The organism is Paenibacillus sp. JT31N17, assembly GCF_056269255.1.
In genome coordinates, this window is record NZ_JBWDNP010000016.1 from 26,203 (window position 1) to 41,649 (window position 15,447).

At 46.8% G+C, this 15,447-nt stretch carries 13 protein-coding genes; 12 read left to right on the forward strand and 1 reads right to left on the reverse strand.

Annotation, left to right across the window (positions count from 1 at the left end):
- The first annotated feature begins 119 nt into the window (after positions 1-119).
- The 9 genes from AC0YOB_RS31475 (at position 120) to AC0YOB_RS31515 (ending at position 12,253) form a co-directional block, all read left to right on the forward strand.
- Positions 120-1,520: a carbohydrate ABC transporter substrate-binding protein gene (locus AC0YOB_RS31475; protein ID WP_475796145.1), complete on the forward strand. Its 1,401-nt coding sequence runs from the start codon at positions 120-122 to the stop codon at positions 1,518-1,520.
- Between the two features lie 94 nt (positions 1,521-1,614).
- The gene (locus tag AC0YOB_RS31480; protein WP_475796146.1) at positions 1,615-2,505 is read left to right on the forward strand and encodes a carbohydrate ABC transporter permease; all 891 of its coding nucleotides are present in this window, start codon (positions 1,615-1,617) and stop codon (positions 2,503-2,505) included.
- Position 2,506: 1 nt separating this feature from the next.
- On the forward strand, positions 2,507-3,376 hold the full coding sequence (locus tag AC0YOB_RS31485) for a carbohydrate ABC transporter permease (protein ID WP_475796147.1): 870 nt from the start codon (positions 2,507-2,509) through the stop codon (positions 3,374-3,376).
- Between the two features lie 33 nt (positions 3,377-3,409).
- Positions 3,410-5,167, forward strand: coding sequence for a beta-galactosidase (locus AC0YOB_RS31490; protein ID WP_475796148.1), 1,758 nt, complete (start codon positions 3,410-3,412; stop codon positions 5,165-5,167).
- Between the two features lie 32 nt (positions 5,168-5,199).
- Positions 5,200-6,639 (forward strand): alpha-L-fucosidase, encoded by a 1,440-nt coding sequence (locus AC0YOB_RS31495; protein WP_475796149.1) that lies wholly within the window; start codon positions 5,200-5,202, stop codon positions 6,637-6,639.
- Positions 6,640-6,843: 204 nt separating this feature from the next.
- Positions 6,844-7,953: a peptidylprolyl isomerase gene (locus tag AC0YOB_RS31500; protein WP_475796150.1), complete on the forward strand. Its 1,110-nt coding sequence runs from the start codon at positions 6,844-6,846 to the stop codon at positions 7,951-7,953.
- Between the two features lie 122 nt (positions 7,954-8,075).
- Entirely contained in the window at positions 8,076-10,919 is a 2,844-nt protein-coding gene (locus AC0YOB_RS31505; RefSeq protein WP_475796151.1) for a discoidin domain-containing protein, read from the forward strand.
- A 176-nt stretch (positions 10,920-11,095) separates the two neighbouring features.
- Positions 11,096-11,749, forward strand: a complete 654-nt coding sequence (locus AC0YOB_RS31510; RefSeq protein ID WP_475796254.1) for a M48 family metallopeptidase — start codon at positions 11,096-11,098, stop codon at positions 11,747-11,749.
- Between the two features lie 27 nt (positions 11,750-11,776).
- The gene (locus tag AC0YOB_RS31515) at positions 11,777-12,253 is read left to right on the forward strand and encodes a GNAT family N-acetyltransferase (protein ID WP_475796152.1); all 477 of its coding nucleotides are present in this window, start codon (positions 11,777-11,779) and stop codon (positions 12,251-12,253) included.
- 317 nt (positions 12,254-12,570) lie between these two features.
- On the opposite strand, the gene AC0YOB_RS31520 is transcribed toward AC0YOB_RS31515, so the two are convergent.
- Complete coding sequence (locus tag AC0YOB_RS31520; RefSeq protein ID WP_475796153.1) at positions 12,571-12,948, reverse strand: MerR family transcriptional regulator; 378 nt, start codon at positions 12,946-12,948, stop codon at positions 12,571-12,573.
- A 165-nt stretch (positions 12,949-13,113) separates the two neighbouring features.
- Here AC0YOB_RS31520 and AC0YOB_RS31525 point away from each other — a divergent pair, with 165 nt between their 5' ends.
- The 3 genes from AC0YOB_RS31525 (at position 13,114) to AC0YOB_RS31535 (ending at position 15,410) form a co-directional block, all read left to right on the forward strand.
- On the forward strand, positions 13,114-13,752 hold the full coding sequence (locus AC0YOB_RS31525; protein ID WP_475796154.1) for a nitroreductase family protein: 639 nt from the start codon (positions 13,114-13,116) through the stop codon (positions 13,750-13,752).
- Positions 13,753-14,348: 596 nt separating this feature from the next.
- The gene (locus tag AC0YOB_RS31530) at positions 14,349-14,660 is read left to right on the forward strand and encodes a hypothetical protein (protein WP_475796155.1); all 312 of its coding nucleotides are present in this window, start codon (positions 14,349-14,351) and stop codon (positions 14,658-14,660) included.
- A gap of 93 nt (positions 14,661-14,753) precedes the next feature.
- Positions 14,754-15,410 carry a hypothetical protein gene (locus AC0YOB_RS31535; RefSeq protein ID WP_475796156.1) on the forward strand — a complete coding sequence of 219 codons (657 nt, stop codon included), beginning with the start codon at positions 14,754-14,756 and terminating at the stop codon, positions 15,408-15,410.
- Positions 15,411-15,447: the final 37 nt, after the last annotated feature.

Below are 15,447 nucleotides of genomic sequence, written 5' to 3' on the forward strand. Positions count from 1 at the left end.
GGATGAAAATTATCCATGAACATCATGTCTTTTGTTCATTTGTCCGAAATCCCCTGGAGCTTATAATAATACCAACACAGGATGAGGGGGTCATAAAAATAAAACACAAAAAATGGTTAATGACGATTGCTGCATTCATCACGGCATTCTCGATATTGGCGGGATGCGGTTCGAACAACGGCAATTCGAGTGGCGGGTCTTCCACAGCTAATGAGCCATCCACGGCGAACAGTCCTTCGGAAGGCGGGAAGCAATTCGAAAATACCGAATTGAACGTTGCCGTGTTCCAGGGTGGTTACGGACGGGAATACTGGGATACGATTGCAGAGGACTTCATGAGCGACTATCCGGGTACGAAGATTACCATTACCGCAAGCCCGAAAATCGCCGAGCTTGTCCGGCCGAAGATCGTAGCGGGCAACCCGCCCGATTTCATGTACATTGCGGGCAGCGATAATACTCCGATCCTTGACGGATTAATTAAAGACAACGCGCTTACCGATCTTAGCGACGTATTCAACAGCCCTGGAGAAGACGGAGGAGCGCCGCTCAAGGACAAGATCCTGCCGGGCGTCCTGGAATCCAGGTCGAGCTCTCCATACGGCGACGGAAAAGTGTACATGGCGCCTTACAACTATGGCGTTATGGGCCTGTGGTACAACAAAGCCTTATTCGACCAAAAAGGCATCGCGGCTCCAAAGACGTGGGACGAGTTTTTCGCGCTTAATGCCACTGCCCGGGAAAACGGCCGCGAGCTCTTTACTTATCAAGGCTTATACCCCGGTTATCTTGAAGAGATGATCGTTCCTACTATCTACAGCGTCGGAGGTCAGGAAGCGCTCGACCAGTTCTACAACTTCGATCCCGAGTTTTGGAAAAGCGACACCTTCAAGCAGGTTTGGGGTGTGCTCGAGAAAATCGCCAATGAGGATAACGCGCTGATGAAGGGTACGATCGCGTTGAATCATACGCAGTCGCAGACGGCGTTCATGCAGGGCAAATCCATGTTCATTCCGAACGGAACCTGGTTTGAGGATGAAATGAAAGACGCGCCACGCGAGGACGGCTTCCAGTTCGGCTTCCTCGGAGTTCCGGCCTTCCAGGCGGATAAGCCCGTAATCGCATTGACTAACGTTGAGCAGCTGGTCATTCCGGCAAAAGCGAAAAACCCTGAACTGGCTAAAGAGTTCCTGAAATACCTGTACAGCGACAAAAGCGTCAAGCTGAACGCCGAGAAATCGAAAGGGGTGCTGGCCGTCAAAGGCGCTCCGGACATGGCGAAGGCATTTATTTCCGAATCGACTTACAATGTATATAAAGCGGTCGATAGCGGAATGGGGACGGTTAACGGTGCGTTCAAATCGGTAGCCAAAGGAAGCAAATACAACCCCAGCGACGAAATCTACAAGCCGATCTCATCCATTATGAACAAGCAGCTTAGCCTTGATGAGTACAGTGACCAGCTGTACAAGGTCTACACCAACATTCAAACTGAGTTGAAAGAAAACGGAGATCAATAATAAGGCTCCTATTTTTCCGGAAACCTGCCGCGCGTTCGGATGAACCCGGCAGGTTTTCCTGCATCTTGAGGGCAGAAAGGAAGGCTTTTAATCCATGAATATGAGCATGAAAACGAGACGGGGACTTTTCATCGCAGCCTGCCTGATTCCGGGACTGGCGCTATTTTCTCTGTTCAAAGTATATCCGGCCATTCAGATCTTCCATAAATCATTGTTTCGTTGGACCGGCGTCGGCGACGATATGAAATTCATCGGCATGAAAAATTTCGCGGATATGTTTCACGACGATACCTTCCTGCTCGCGCTCCGCAACACGGGCTTCCTGATGCTTATCGTGCCGGTGCTCACGCTTCTTATTGCGCTAGTCAACGCCTCCTTGCTGACGCAATCGAAGCTGAAGGAGATCAGCTTCTACCGTACGGTCTTTTTCTTCCCGAGCATTCTATCGTTCGTCGTCATCGCCATTCTGTGGTCGTTCATCTATCATCCCACGATGGGATTCGTCAACTCCGGTCTTGAAATCCTCGGCCTGGGCGATTGGGCGATGGCATGGCTTGGCGACTCCCGCACGGTGCTCTGGGCATTGGCAGTTACGCTCATCTGGCAGGCGGCCGGTTATTACATGGTCATGTACATGGCCGGGATTGACAGCATCTCTCCCGACTTATATGAAGCAGCGGACCTTGACGGTGCGACCCGAATCCAGCAATTTTTCTATATCACCATTCCGATGCTTTGGGAGATCATTCGCGTTACGATTGTCTTCAGCATCAACGGCGTTCTCTCGATCAGCTTCGTCATCGTGTCCATTATGACGGCCGGAGGTCCGGACCGCCATTCGGAGGTTGTGATGACCTACTTGTACAGCCAGGCGTTTACGAACTCGAATTTCGGCTATGCCATGGCAATCGGCGTGTTTATTTTCGTTATTTCCCTTCTGCTTGCCATGATCAGCAACAAATTAACGGAAAGGGGATCCACCTGACATGTCCGCTTATCCTTCGACCGTCCAGGCAAGAAGTCAATCATCCAGAGGTATCGGCAGGCTTGTGCTGCGTGTCTTCCTGATCCTGCAGGCCTTGATCGTTTTATACCCTTTAGTCTGGAACGTGCTCGCCTCATTCAAGACGAATGCCGAGGTCATGGAAAGTCCATGGTCCCTTCCTTCCGCCCTTCATTTCGGTAATTACGCAAGGGCGTTCACAACGGCCAGGATTGGCGACTATATGGTCAACTCCGTGCTCGTCGTCGTCATGTCGATGGCAGTGCTGCTGTTTACGGCTGTTCCGACGGCATACGTGCTCGGAAGGATGAATTTCCGCGGCCGTTCTTTCCTGACCAACTTCTACATGGCTGGCTTGTTCATCGGCGGCGTGTACATTATCGTACCGCTCTTCCTGATGATGAATGATCTTAATATGCTTAACAACCGTTTTTGGCTCAGCGCCGTCTACGCGACGGGCAGTCTGCCTTTCTCCGTCTTCCTGCTGACGGGATTCATGAAATCCATTCCGCATGATTATGAAGAAGCGGCCATGATCGATGGCTGCGGCTATTTTGGCACACTGTTCAAGGTCATTATCCCGATGGCCCGCCCGGGAATCATTACCTTGATCGTATTCAGTTTTTTCGATTTCTGGAACGAATACGTGCTGGCCATGACCTTCATAACGGACGACGTCAAGAAAACAATCCCGATCGGCCTGTCCAATCTGATGCAGATCCAGCAGTATGCCACGGACTGGGGTTCTTTGTTCGCCGGGCTGGTCATCGTCCTCGTACCGACGATACTGGTATACGCGCTGCTCCAGAAGAGGCTCACGCAGGGCATGATGCTGGGTGGCGTGAAAGGATAATAAAGAACAGATAAGAGGGAAGGGTGTGCTGAATTGGCTGTTTTCGGAGTAGAAGGGAATCAATTTGTCCTCGACGGCAAGGCAATCCGTCTCTTGTCGGGGGCAATCCATTATTTTCGCGTTGTTCCCGAGTATTGGCGGGACCGGCTGCTCAAGCTGAAGGCCTGCGGATTGAACACGGTGGAAACCTACGTGCCGTGGAATCTGCATGAGCCGAAGGAAGGCCAATTCCAATTCGAAGGCATCGCCGGCATCGGGAATTTCATCAGGCTTGCGGGAGAGCTGGGGCTGCATGTGATCGTGCGGCCAAGCCCCTATATATGCGCGGAATGGGAGTTCGGCGGCTTGCCTGCCTGGCTGCTGGCGGACGCCGGCATGCGGCTGCGCTGCTTTGACAAGGCTTATCTGGACAAGGTGGATGCTTATTTCGACGAGCTTCTGCCCCGCCTAAAGCCGTTGTTAAGTACGAACGGCGGGCCGATTATCGCGATGCAGGTCGAGAATGAGTACGGAAGCTACGGCAACGACAAGAAGTACCTGGAATATATCCGGGATGCCATGCGCAAGCGCGGCATGGACGTGCTGCTGTTCACATCGGACGGACCGGAGGACCACATGCTGCAGGGCGGAATGGTCGAGGGCGTGCTCGGGATGGTCAATTTCGGCTCCCGGGCGGGGGAAGCCTTCCGCAAGCTGCGCGAGTACCAACCGGATGGCCCCTTGATGTGCATGGAATTCTGGATCGGCTGGTTCGATCATTGGATGGAGAAGCATCAGTCCCGCCCGGCTCCGGAGGTGACGGAGGTATTCGAGGACATTATGCGGGAGGGAGCTTCGGTTAACTTCTATATGTTCCATGGCGGCACGAATTTCGGCTTCTACAATGGCGCCAACCATATCAAGCAGTATGAGCCGACGGTGAACAGCTACGATTACGACGCCCTTCTGGACGAGTCGGGGGAGCCGACGGAAAAATTTTATGCCGTGCGAAAAGTGCTGGAGCGCTATGTGAATCTGCCCAAGCTGCAATTGCCCGAGCCTGTCCCCAAGCGGGCCTATGGAGAAGTCCGCTTGGACCAAACAGCCGGATTGTTCGATCAGCTGGACCGCCTGTCATCCCCGATTGGGCGGACATGCCCGGACCCGATGGAGACGGTTGGTCAAGAATACGGTTTTATCTTATATTCAACGCGCATAACCGGGCCGAGAAGCGGGATGCAGCTGACGCTTCAAGAGGTGCGCGATCGGGCGCTCGTATTCGCGGACGGCATGTATGCCGGTACGGTGGAGCGTTGGAATCCGCTCGCCCTCCCGCTCGAAGTTCCGCCGGACGGCGTCCGGCTTGACATCCTGGTTGAAAATATGGGACGGGTTAATTATGGCCCCCTGATGCGTGATATCAAAGGCATCACCGAGGGCGTGAGGCTGGACAACCAGTTTCTATACGATTGGACGATCTATCCGCTGCCTCTGGATTCGTTGGAGGGACTTGCCTTCGAAATGATAACCGGACAGAGGCAGCCCGGAACAGATCGGCTTCCGGCTTTCTACAGGGGAACATTCCAGGTTGATGACCGGGCTGACACCTTCCTCCGTCTGGACGGGTGGAGCAAAGGAAGCGTCTTCCTCAACGGCTTTAACCTGGGTCGCTATTGGGAGAAAGGGCCGGCACGTACGCTGTACGTACCCGCCCCGCTGCTTAAGGAAGGCAAGAATGAATTGATCGTATTTGAGCTTCACGGTACGATAGATCCTGTAGTCAGACTGACGGACAAGGCGGATTTGGGATAATAGCCAGCGGAGAAGAAGGAGAGTGTTCTTAAGTGGGAGTATCGATTCGGGAGGCCGCCGGGACAATCCCGTCGCAGCGGCAGCTGTCATGGCAGGAGCTGGAATTTTACGGCTTTATTCATTTCACGGTCAACACGTTTACCGATCAGGAATGGGGCAATGGCGATGAGAGTCCGTCCATATTCGGCCCGAGGGAGCTGAACGCTGCACAATGGGTGGAAGTGTGCCAATCGGCAGGAATGAAGGGACTTATCCTGACCTGCAAGCACCATGACGGGTTCTGCTTGTGGCCAAGCGCGTATACCGGCCATTCGGTCAAAAGCAGTCCGTGGAAGGACGGTCAGGGAGATTTGGTCCGTGAGGTATCCGATGCCTGCCATGCGGCCGGCCTGAAATTCGGCATTTACGTTTCACCGTGGGACCGTCACGAGCCGAGCTACGGCAGCTCCCCGGAATATAATGCTTACTTCATCAATCAGCTGAGGGAGCTGCTCACGAATTACGGGGAGCTGTTCTGTGTCTGGTTCGACGGTGCATGCGGGGAAGGGCCGAATGGAAAGCGGCAGGTTTATGACTGGGACGCCTATTACGGGATCATCCGGCAGCATCAGCCGAATGCCGTCATTTCCGTCTGCGGCCCGGACGTACGGTGGTGCGGCAATGAGGCTGGCCATACCCGGACAGCGGAGTGGAGTGTCGTACCGGCCAGCATGAAGGACAATGAGAAAATTCAGGCAAATTCGCAGCAGGCGGATGACCGGGAGTTCGCCAAACGGGTCGGATCGGAGAATGATGATCTGGGCAGCCGGAGGATACTGGCTGATGCGGCTGAAGTCGCCTGGTATCCGGCTGAAGTGAACACTTCGATCCGGCCGGGCTGGTTCTATCATTCGTCCGAGGATGACCTTGTCAAACCGCTTGACGAATTGATGGACCTGTACGAACGGATCGTTGGCGGCAATTCCGCATTTCTGCTTAATTTGCCTCCCGACCAAAGAGGGCTCATTCATGAGAATGACGCCCGCAGAATGAGGGAGCTTGGCGAACGAATCCGGGAAGCTTATCAAACCAATCTGGCAGCCGGAGTCCGCGCGGTGGCTTCACAGGCCAAGGACGACCCGCATCGTGCGGATAGGGTCACCGACGGTAATTCTCTGACGTATTGGTGTCCGCCTGAAGGCGTGGAGCAAGCGGAGCTCGAATTCGATCTTGGCAGCGAACAGGCTTTCGATCGAATCCTGTTAGCCGAGCATATCAGGAAGGGCCAACGCGTAGAGAGTTTCCGCATTGAATACCGGGACGGGCAGCACTGGAGACCGCTCTGCGAAGGCTCTGTCATTGGGTATAAGAAAATTTGCCGTTTTGACGAAGTACGGGCCAGGCATGTCCGTCTTGTCATATCGGAATCACGCTGGTATCCGACAATCAGCCATTTTGAAGTGTACAGGAGCGGCCTCACCCGGACTCTATGAAACTTGAGAATTAGATTTGTAAGCCGCAAGAAAGCGTCAGGGCAGCATTGTGCCAAGACGCTTTCTTTATGCGTTAGCCTTGAAAACTGGACAATAGCATTAAAAAGAAAAGAATATCCAGTTTCTAGTGAAGATCCTCAATGTTAACGGCGCCGATGTGGCCATATAATAGAATATAAAACTACTTTTGATGGAGGTGATAGGGTGAAAAAGAGAAAAAGCATAAAAATAAAAGCCGCACAGAATCCCGCCGCCATGCCTGTTAAGAAAAGATTTATCCTGCTGTTATTATCCGTTATAGCTGCAGTACTGGGAACGGCGGCAGTTGCTGTATCCACGTTAGGTGAAACGGATTTTAAGCAGGTTGCAGCAGTGAATAGTGAACCCATTGCAGCAAGAGAACTGGAAACGCAGATGAAGAGGTTAAAACCCGATGTCCAGAACTATTTTAAAGTTCAGTATGATGCAAGAATAGATGCTGATTTCTGGAGCGGCGATTTTAACGGTGAGAATCCAATGAAAGTACTTAGAGAACGGGCGCTGGATGAAGCGGTCAGAAGAAAAATAGAATTATTGCTGGCAAAGGAACATAACCTGGTCGATTTCAGCTCCTACAAGGACCTGCTGAACCAATTGAAAATCGAGAACGGGAGAAGAAAATCGGCAATATCGAAGGGGGAGGTCGTTTACGGACCGGGCGCCTATAGCGAAAGCGAATATTATAATCACATTATGAGCAATTTACGCCTTAATCTGAAGGATTTAATGAGCAGGACAGACAAGGATCCCTTTTTTGTTACCGAAAATGAAGCCCGAAGCAGTTATCTGGCTAATGAGGATCGTTGGTCAAGTAAGGATGTTTCCTATAAGATCCTTAAGATCTCTATCCCTTATCGTACCCAGGAGCATATGGAGGATGCGTACAGCAAAGCGCAAAATGCGCTTGCTGATTTGGATAAAGGTATGAGCTTCGACGAGGCTTCCAAAAAATATAATGAGAGCAGCAAGATGCTCACTCAAACCTTCAATCAGGATTCTTACCGCTCGGATGTACGGTCTGCCTTTAACTTGCGGTCAGCTGCCGAATCTTTGCAAATCAACGAGTATAGCAAGGAGATTCTGGAGGACAATGGCAGTTACAACCTGATTATGTTAACAAGCAAAGAAAATGGGGAATCAGAGGCCTACGCACAAAATAAGAATGCTGTAAAGAGCATGGTCATTGACGAGAAGTACGAGGCTTATATCAAGGAGCTGATTAAAAAAGCGGAAATCAAAATAAACGAAAAAAATTATAATAAAACAACCTTCTAAAATCATGAAAATGTCCATGAATAAGCAAGGATCTTCTATGTTGCGCGCTGATCAACCTATGTATGATGGAAACAGATACAATCGAATTCATATTTACTAATCGAAAGGGAGTGCATAATGAAATGAAAAAGCTTTTATCGTTTTTAATGGTTTTGATAACGATTTCATCGTTGGTGGCATTTTCGCCCAGCGCATCAGCGGAAGAAACGAACACTGCCGGCACGGACTATCATGTTGATGCTACCCATGGCAATGACAGCAATGATGGAACATCGCCCGATTCGGCATGGCAAACCTTTGCGCCTGTCAACGCAAAGACCTTTCAGCCGGGAGACCGGATTCTGCTGAAGGCGGGAGAGGTGTGGGAGGATCAGCAGCTTTGGCCTAAAGGCAGCGGACAAGCAGGAAAGCCGATCATTATTGACCGGTATGGCGATCCGGGTCTGGGCAAGCCGTATATCGCTGTAAACGGCAATGTGCCTACTCCTGTCTATAATGAAGGGAATGTATGGTACAAAGATATGGATTTAGTAGGAAAGACAGGAGCCGTAATTTTGATCAACCAGCAGTACTGGGAGATTCATAATCTTGAAATCTCGAATGATGATGATTTTGACGTCGACATTAACGTACCGGGAACCGAAAGACAGGTCGTAAGAGACGGTATCAGTATATCCATTAATGCAGATCAGCTTCAATCGGATGATAAGATCATGAACTACTTTAGAATCACGAATAATGACATTCATGATATTGACGGGGTAACAACCTGGCAGAAAATACATTACGGCGGAATCAACTTTCAGATTTTCGGTGAAAAGCCTTATACGGAATATGCGGATGGCGCCAACTATTTTCAGGATGTCAGAATCGACAATAATTCTATTATCAAGACAGAGCTCCATGCCATTCAATTCGGATTTAACTGGTTCAATGATCTTGGACAATGGGAGCAGGGGTGGATAAAGGACAAGGATCTTTACAACCGGGATGTGTACATTGGGCATAATTACGCTGAAAATATCGGGCAGGGTGCCATTCAACTGGCCGATACCAAGAATATGCTTGTGGAGTACAATGTTGTAAACGGCTTTCTCAAAAGATATGACTCTGTATCGGCCGGATTATACTCATGGGCAAGCGCAGATGTAACCCAGCAGTTTAACGAGGTTTATGACGGGGTTTCCGCTTTCTACGATGGAACCGCGTTCGACTTTGAATTCTCCAGCTATAACGTGAAATATCAATACAACTATACGCACGATAATCCTGCAGGCTGGATGTCATATATGGGGAATGCGGCCGGCAATGTCGCAAGATACAACTTAAGCGTGAACGATAATGGAGTATTAATTAAGAATCAGCTTCATGTCAACAAGTCCCCTGCCTATTTTGTAAACAATGTATTTGTTTATGACGGGGCCAAGATGGAGATTCACGATGAGGAAATAAAATCAGCGATGTATCTCTACAACAATATTTTCTACAATTATAATGAAACAACCCCTACCACATGGGCAAGACGTGTGTCCGGCGGCATTCCCGGTATCCAGAACATGAAGTTCCAGAATAATGCTATTTATGAGGCGAGTGGACAACGGGGAGCCTTTGAGCCCGTAGATTTGTACAAAGTAACGGCAGATCCACAGTTTGCCGGAGATCCGACCGTTTATACGACCGGGCTTTATGAAGGAACGAATAGCTACAAGCTCAAGGAAACCTCCCCGCTTATTAATGCCGGAAGATATGTGGAGCAATCAGGAACCGTAGACTATTTCGGAAATCCATTGTACAGAGATGGTGGAATCGATATTGGAATTCATGAGGTTCAGACAGGCAGCTTCACGGATCCGAAGGATTTTGCAGTTGATGATTATCAGCCGCAATTAAGCTATGCGAGGCCGGGGAATTTGGTATCAGATCTGCCGGCATCTGCGATCTCGGTATCTCATCCTCTTCAGGGCGAGAATATCGGCAATCTGGTTGACGGGGACTTGGATACACGTTGGCAAACGGCGAGCAGAAGGCCTACGGCAAGCAATCCGACAACCATCACCTTTGATCTGGGAGAGCAGCAAACGTTCGGGCGGTTCGTGATCAATCAACAGGAGGCAAGAATCGGCAATTACTTCCTGGACTACTCGGTTGACGGCGTTAACTGGACAGTAGTCAAAAGCGGAGCCCTGGTCAATATCCGTGATTATACGCTGGACTTTGATAATGTCACAGGACGTTATTTCAGGTTGAATGTGACCTCCAGTCTTGCAGCGGGATCATTGCCGTTTAACGATGTTGCCCTTTATGACCGCACTCCGACAGCGCCTGCTCTTCATATAGACACCATTAAGTATGATAAGGCTGCGCTGAACAGGAATACTTCTACCAAAGCTTTTCTTGAGAAAAACGGCAATGACTTTAGCGGCATCAAGCTTGACGGTGAATTATTGGTTGAAGGACAAGATTATACGTTAAACCAGGTGCGGATAGATCTTGCCAGGGATTATCTCGATTCTCTGGCTGTCGGCGAATACGTATTTGATGTTGAATTTACTTTAGACGGTGAGATTACAGTTGTTCCCTTAAAAGTTGTTGTAACGGACAGCGCCTTAAGGTTCAGCGGCTTCCTGCCTCCGGTGAAGCCAAATGATACGTATCATCAGGGCCGCGTCATCCCGTTAAAATTCGAGTTGACTGACGCTTCAGGGAAGAATGTCAGTCATGCAGCTGCTACGTTGTCCATTGTCTACAAAGGCGATGATCCGAATGTAGTCGTACCTGCAGAGTTATCCGGCACTGAAGTTCTCGAGGGGAATACCTTCCGCCTTGCAGGCAAAAAATATATGTATAATCTGGACACAAAAAAACTTGCTCCAGGTTTGTATGACTTAGTGGTAACCCTTCATGTAGAAGAACCCTTCCAGATTAATAACGGAAAAACCTTTTCGGTGCCCATTCATCTTAAATAAGTTTACCCTGTTATCGAAAACAGGCGGTCGCTCCCACCCGGGCGTGACCGCCTGTTTTTTTACCCTGCCTGCCACTCCGCCGATATAAGCCTGCCTAAACAGAATATGTCTTGATATAATAGGGGAAAGAGAAAAAGGGAAGCATGAGAAATAACCCTACAGGAACGATGGTGATTATGAAGATTGATTTTGAAGCTCATACGATCGAATTTAATGTTCAATATGGAAGCAGAGAAAAGATTTCGATTCAAATTGATTCTTTGGGCCACATAACCGTTAAGGCTCCTAATCATACAGGTGATGAGATAATTATGAGGGCTGTGGAACATCATGGGCGAAGGATTTTGGATAAATTACAATCCATTGCGAAGGCTCGGAATACCTCAGGAATAAGAGATTATCAAGACAACGGGAAGTTCCTGCATCTTGGCAACTATTATTTTCTTCATGAGCTTATAGAGACCGGGGATTTAAATGAAGATGAGCTTAAAAGCAGTCTGAAGAAATTCTATTTCGCAAGCTGCAAGAAGATTGTGGGGGAACGGATCAAAATATATCAGGCACAGCTGAAAGTAAAACCCAAAACCATGGAGGTCGTCGAATCTAAAACCAAGTGGGGAAGCTGCAGCTCGGATAAAAAGTTGACCTTTAATTATCGTTTGGCCATGGCTCCAATTGAAGTTATCGATTATGTGATCATCCATGAGCTGTGTCATCTCACGCATATGAATCATGATCGTTCATTCTGGCGTCGGGTAGGAAGCGTGATGCCGGATTATAAGGAAAAGGAAGAGTATCTGGCCAGGCACGGGCATAATATGACACTTTAAAAACAAAACAGCAAAGGGAGTTCACACATGCCAACCATTAGCGCAAAACCATTTGATCCAGACATGCAGAACCTGTTAAGCGAATTGAAATCCGGCTATCATGCAGGAGAATTGAGCAGGAAAGACAAGTCGGATTTACCGGAGGACATCTATATCATTGAAGCGGATGCCGCTATGGTCGGGTACGGCGTGGTATGGGAATACGATAACGGGAAACAGTTAATCCGCAAGGCGGAAAAGGATTATTTTAATGATGATGAAAAGTACCTGGAGAGAGACTTCTATATTGATATCAAAAACAGAACCCATTTTATATTTATTGAAGCGTTGGATGTTCTGAAGGAATATGAAGGCAAGGGATATGCCGCTTTTTTTATAAACTGGCTTAAAGAGAAGTATCCCAATAAAAAGATGTATGTATATACGCTGGATAAATCGCGGAACTTCTGGTTTAAACAGGGGTTTGAGGTTTTGGGAGATACAGTATGGATGACATATAATTGAATGGGTAAATGTAGTTTGATTTATATATAGAAATTTATGAAATCTAACTCCCGCACCCGAGGCTGCCACTTTCAGTCAGGAAGCCGGCTTGAGGGGATAGCGCTCACCGGGTGTGAGGGTTCAAATCCGTCCGGCCGCATACTAAGAAAAACCCTTGTGTATCAAGGGTTTTTCGCTTTTTAAGGCTTTTGTCGGCGTGATGAATTCGTGAATGATCCAGCACGATCACTTAGTCTTCCCCATGAATGACATGACCCGTTTCGTAATCAATCGGCGCAAATAGTTTGGCTCCTTGATGCTGGCCATAAGTGGCTGCATCAGCTTTGTTCATTTACATGGTTGCACTTTGTTTGAAACCTTGCCTTGCCCTCCAGCAAATCATGTAAAAAGGTTTTCGACGTTTCCAGACTCGCCTGAAGGTCTTCTATATGCTGAATTTTGCCCGTAACAATGTGTTTCTTTTCCTCATAAGCAGCCTCGTTTTCATTCATTAGCGAACTCAATTCTTGAATCGTAAAACCTACTAATAACAATGTTTTCAGATCGTCAAGTAAATCAATAACTTCTTCATGATATACCCGGTAATTATTCTCATCTCTAGTTACTAGCGGAACCGGAATCAACTTTTTGCGCTCATAAAATCGCAAGGTGGAGATCGGCAACCCTGTTAGTTTTGAAATCTCATTAGCTTTCATATGTCTCTCCCTTCTCATGTGAGTATCCTATAACAATACTAAGGCTTATATGGCTTGCACGTTGTATTTGCTATAAACCTAGGTTCATAGTTCATAATATAAACATGATAACCAGTGACATGTCTAATGTCAAAAACATCTGGTGTTATCAAAAGGAGAGATAACATGCTGGACCGTATTCAAAACAATGATTTTTCGAATATCATTAAGGGACGACGCACTGTACGCCATTATGAAGAGAATATTAAAATACCGGAAGAAGAATTGAATGACATCATTGCAGAGGCGAGTTTGGCCCCCTCTTCCGCAAATATGCAGCCTTGGCGTGTTGTCATTGTCCATACCCCGGAAGGGAAAAATAAACTGCGCCCGCTGGTGCGTTTCAATACGTTGCAAAATGATACTTCATCTGCCATGTTAATCATTTTGGGTGATACACAAAGCCATTTGAATGTGGAAGAAATTTATGATACAGCCGTTAGACAAGGAAAAATGCCGACGGATGTACGGGATAAACAAGTGGCACAAATTATGAGCATGTATCCGGATCTACCTCGAGAAGTCAGAAGCGAGGTGGCGAAAATTGACGCAAGCCTCTTTGCCATGCAGCTTATGCTAGTGGCTCGCGCACATGGTTATGATACCAATCCTATGGCTGGTTTTGAGCAAGACCAAATTGTAAAAGCGTTTGACTTAGATGAAGAGCGGTATGTACCTGTCATGATCATTTCCATCGGCAAAGCTCAAACAGAAGGACATGAATCTGTACGGTTGCGCAGTGATCAAATTACATTTTGGCGCTAAGTAACGGAGACGTCCGCATGACCGCATTGTTTTCCATATAAGCGAGAGTGATAATTTCCTTTCATGCAAAAAAAGCCGATTGCTCTGAAGAGAAGCAACCGGCTTTTTGCAAAATATCTATAATAAAAGAGAAAAACCTGATTTTCTAAATTTCCCATTTCATGAAGGATTACCAATTGAGGGAACGATGATCAATCGGAAGGAACTGGATTTATTGAGGGGGTTGTCCCTTTTTCTGTTTCAACAATTGATGAAGGAGGAATATTCTGGTATTGGTAGAATGTATAGAAAGGGGTTTGTATCCTATATTTCAAAGGGCGCGACTAATTGAAGAAGATAATAATGATTCCAATATCACTCATATTCTACTTGTATATTGCTTTAATATATTGGATCGTTTCAGGTGCTGTATTCATTGCGATTGCGATCTGTATCTTTTTATATTTGCTTTATCAAAAGCAGAGGATTGTATTTTGGAGTCTTTGTTTAAATCATTTACTGCTAACATTCTGGTTATTTCAAATTAATGGGCATCTAGGATCTACAATCGTGAGGAATTGATATCAGCTTAAAACACCGTATTTGAAAGGATAGATATGAATAAGAATGTAGTAAGAGTTTTATTGGCTTTATTATTTATCATTATTATTTTGAATATCAGCATTCCAAATGATAAGAGGTATCTCAACTGGCTTCGTGAGGAACATCAGATTTCATGTGCCGGTGCTAAAATAACAGAGGATTGCACAATAAGAATATTGGATCAGAATAATAAACTGGACTGGATTTCAAGAGCAAAAACGAATACAGGTATTTACCTGAAAATAAAAGATACGTTCAAAGATCAGAATGGAAATATAATGGTTATCAAAGCCTTAGGGATAATGAATAATTTCTTTAGGAGATAGTCTTTCCGGTAGTAAGAGGGTTATTAGTAAAGGGGGGCGTTCGTTTTTTGAGCATAAGTATGTTTGCAAACCCTACAAGAGAAGAGGTGAATAATGTCTACAACGCCCAAAGAAGTGCAATCCAGGACATGGTTTGTACTCTTGACCATATTGGCATCATTAAGCTCAGTGCTGGTTCTTTATATTAATATACTTCGGTGGAAATTAATTTACGAACTTACTCTAATTCTTGAACCATTATTAGAATTTGCTATTTATGGATTTTTTTATTTAATTATTTGTATTTCATTATTATATGTATTAATAAATTTATTGAAAGCAAGGCCGCGGAAGAACTTCCAAATTAAAAAGGCCATACCGTTGTTAATCGGCATTTGTATTATTGGAATAAATTATTTTGTTCCTTTGGACAAAATGATTATTAATAGGGACTTTCATCGCTATTTAAGTGAGCGTCTTGAAGTAGTTGATTTAATTGATGAGGGCAAAATCCGAAGTTCGATTAATAGGACTACGGCCGTATTGCCAGATAATTACGCTCATCTGTCGAAGGGAGGAGGAGAAGTAATCATACTCGGTTCTCCAGATAATAGAGAAGTGATTTTTTTCACGTTTCGTGGGATTTTAGATAACTTCTCGGGATTTGTATATACAAGCAATGGTAACGCACCTGATCAACAGTTAATGGGCTCAAAATTTATTGAAGTCAAGAAATATAACGACCATTGGTATTGGTTGAGTGGTACGTAGCGCTACGGGCATCCGGATCGAAGCTGGGATCTCAAAG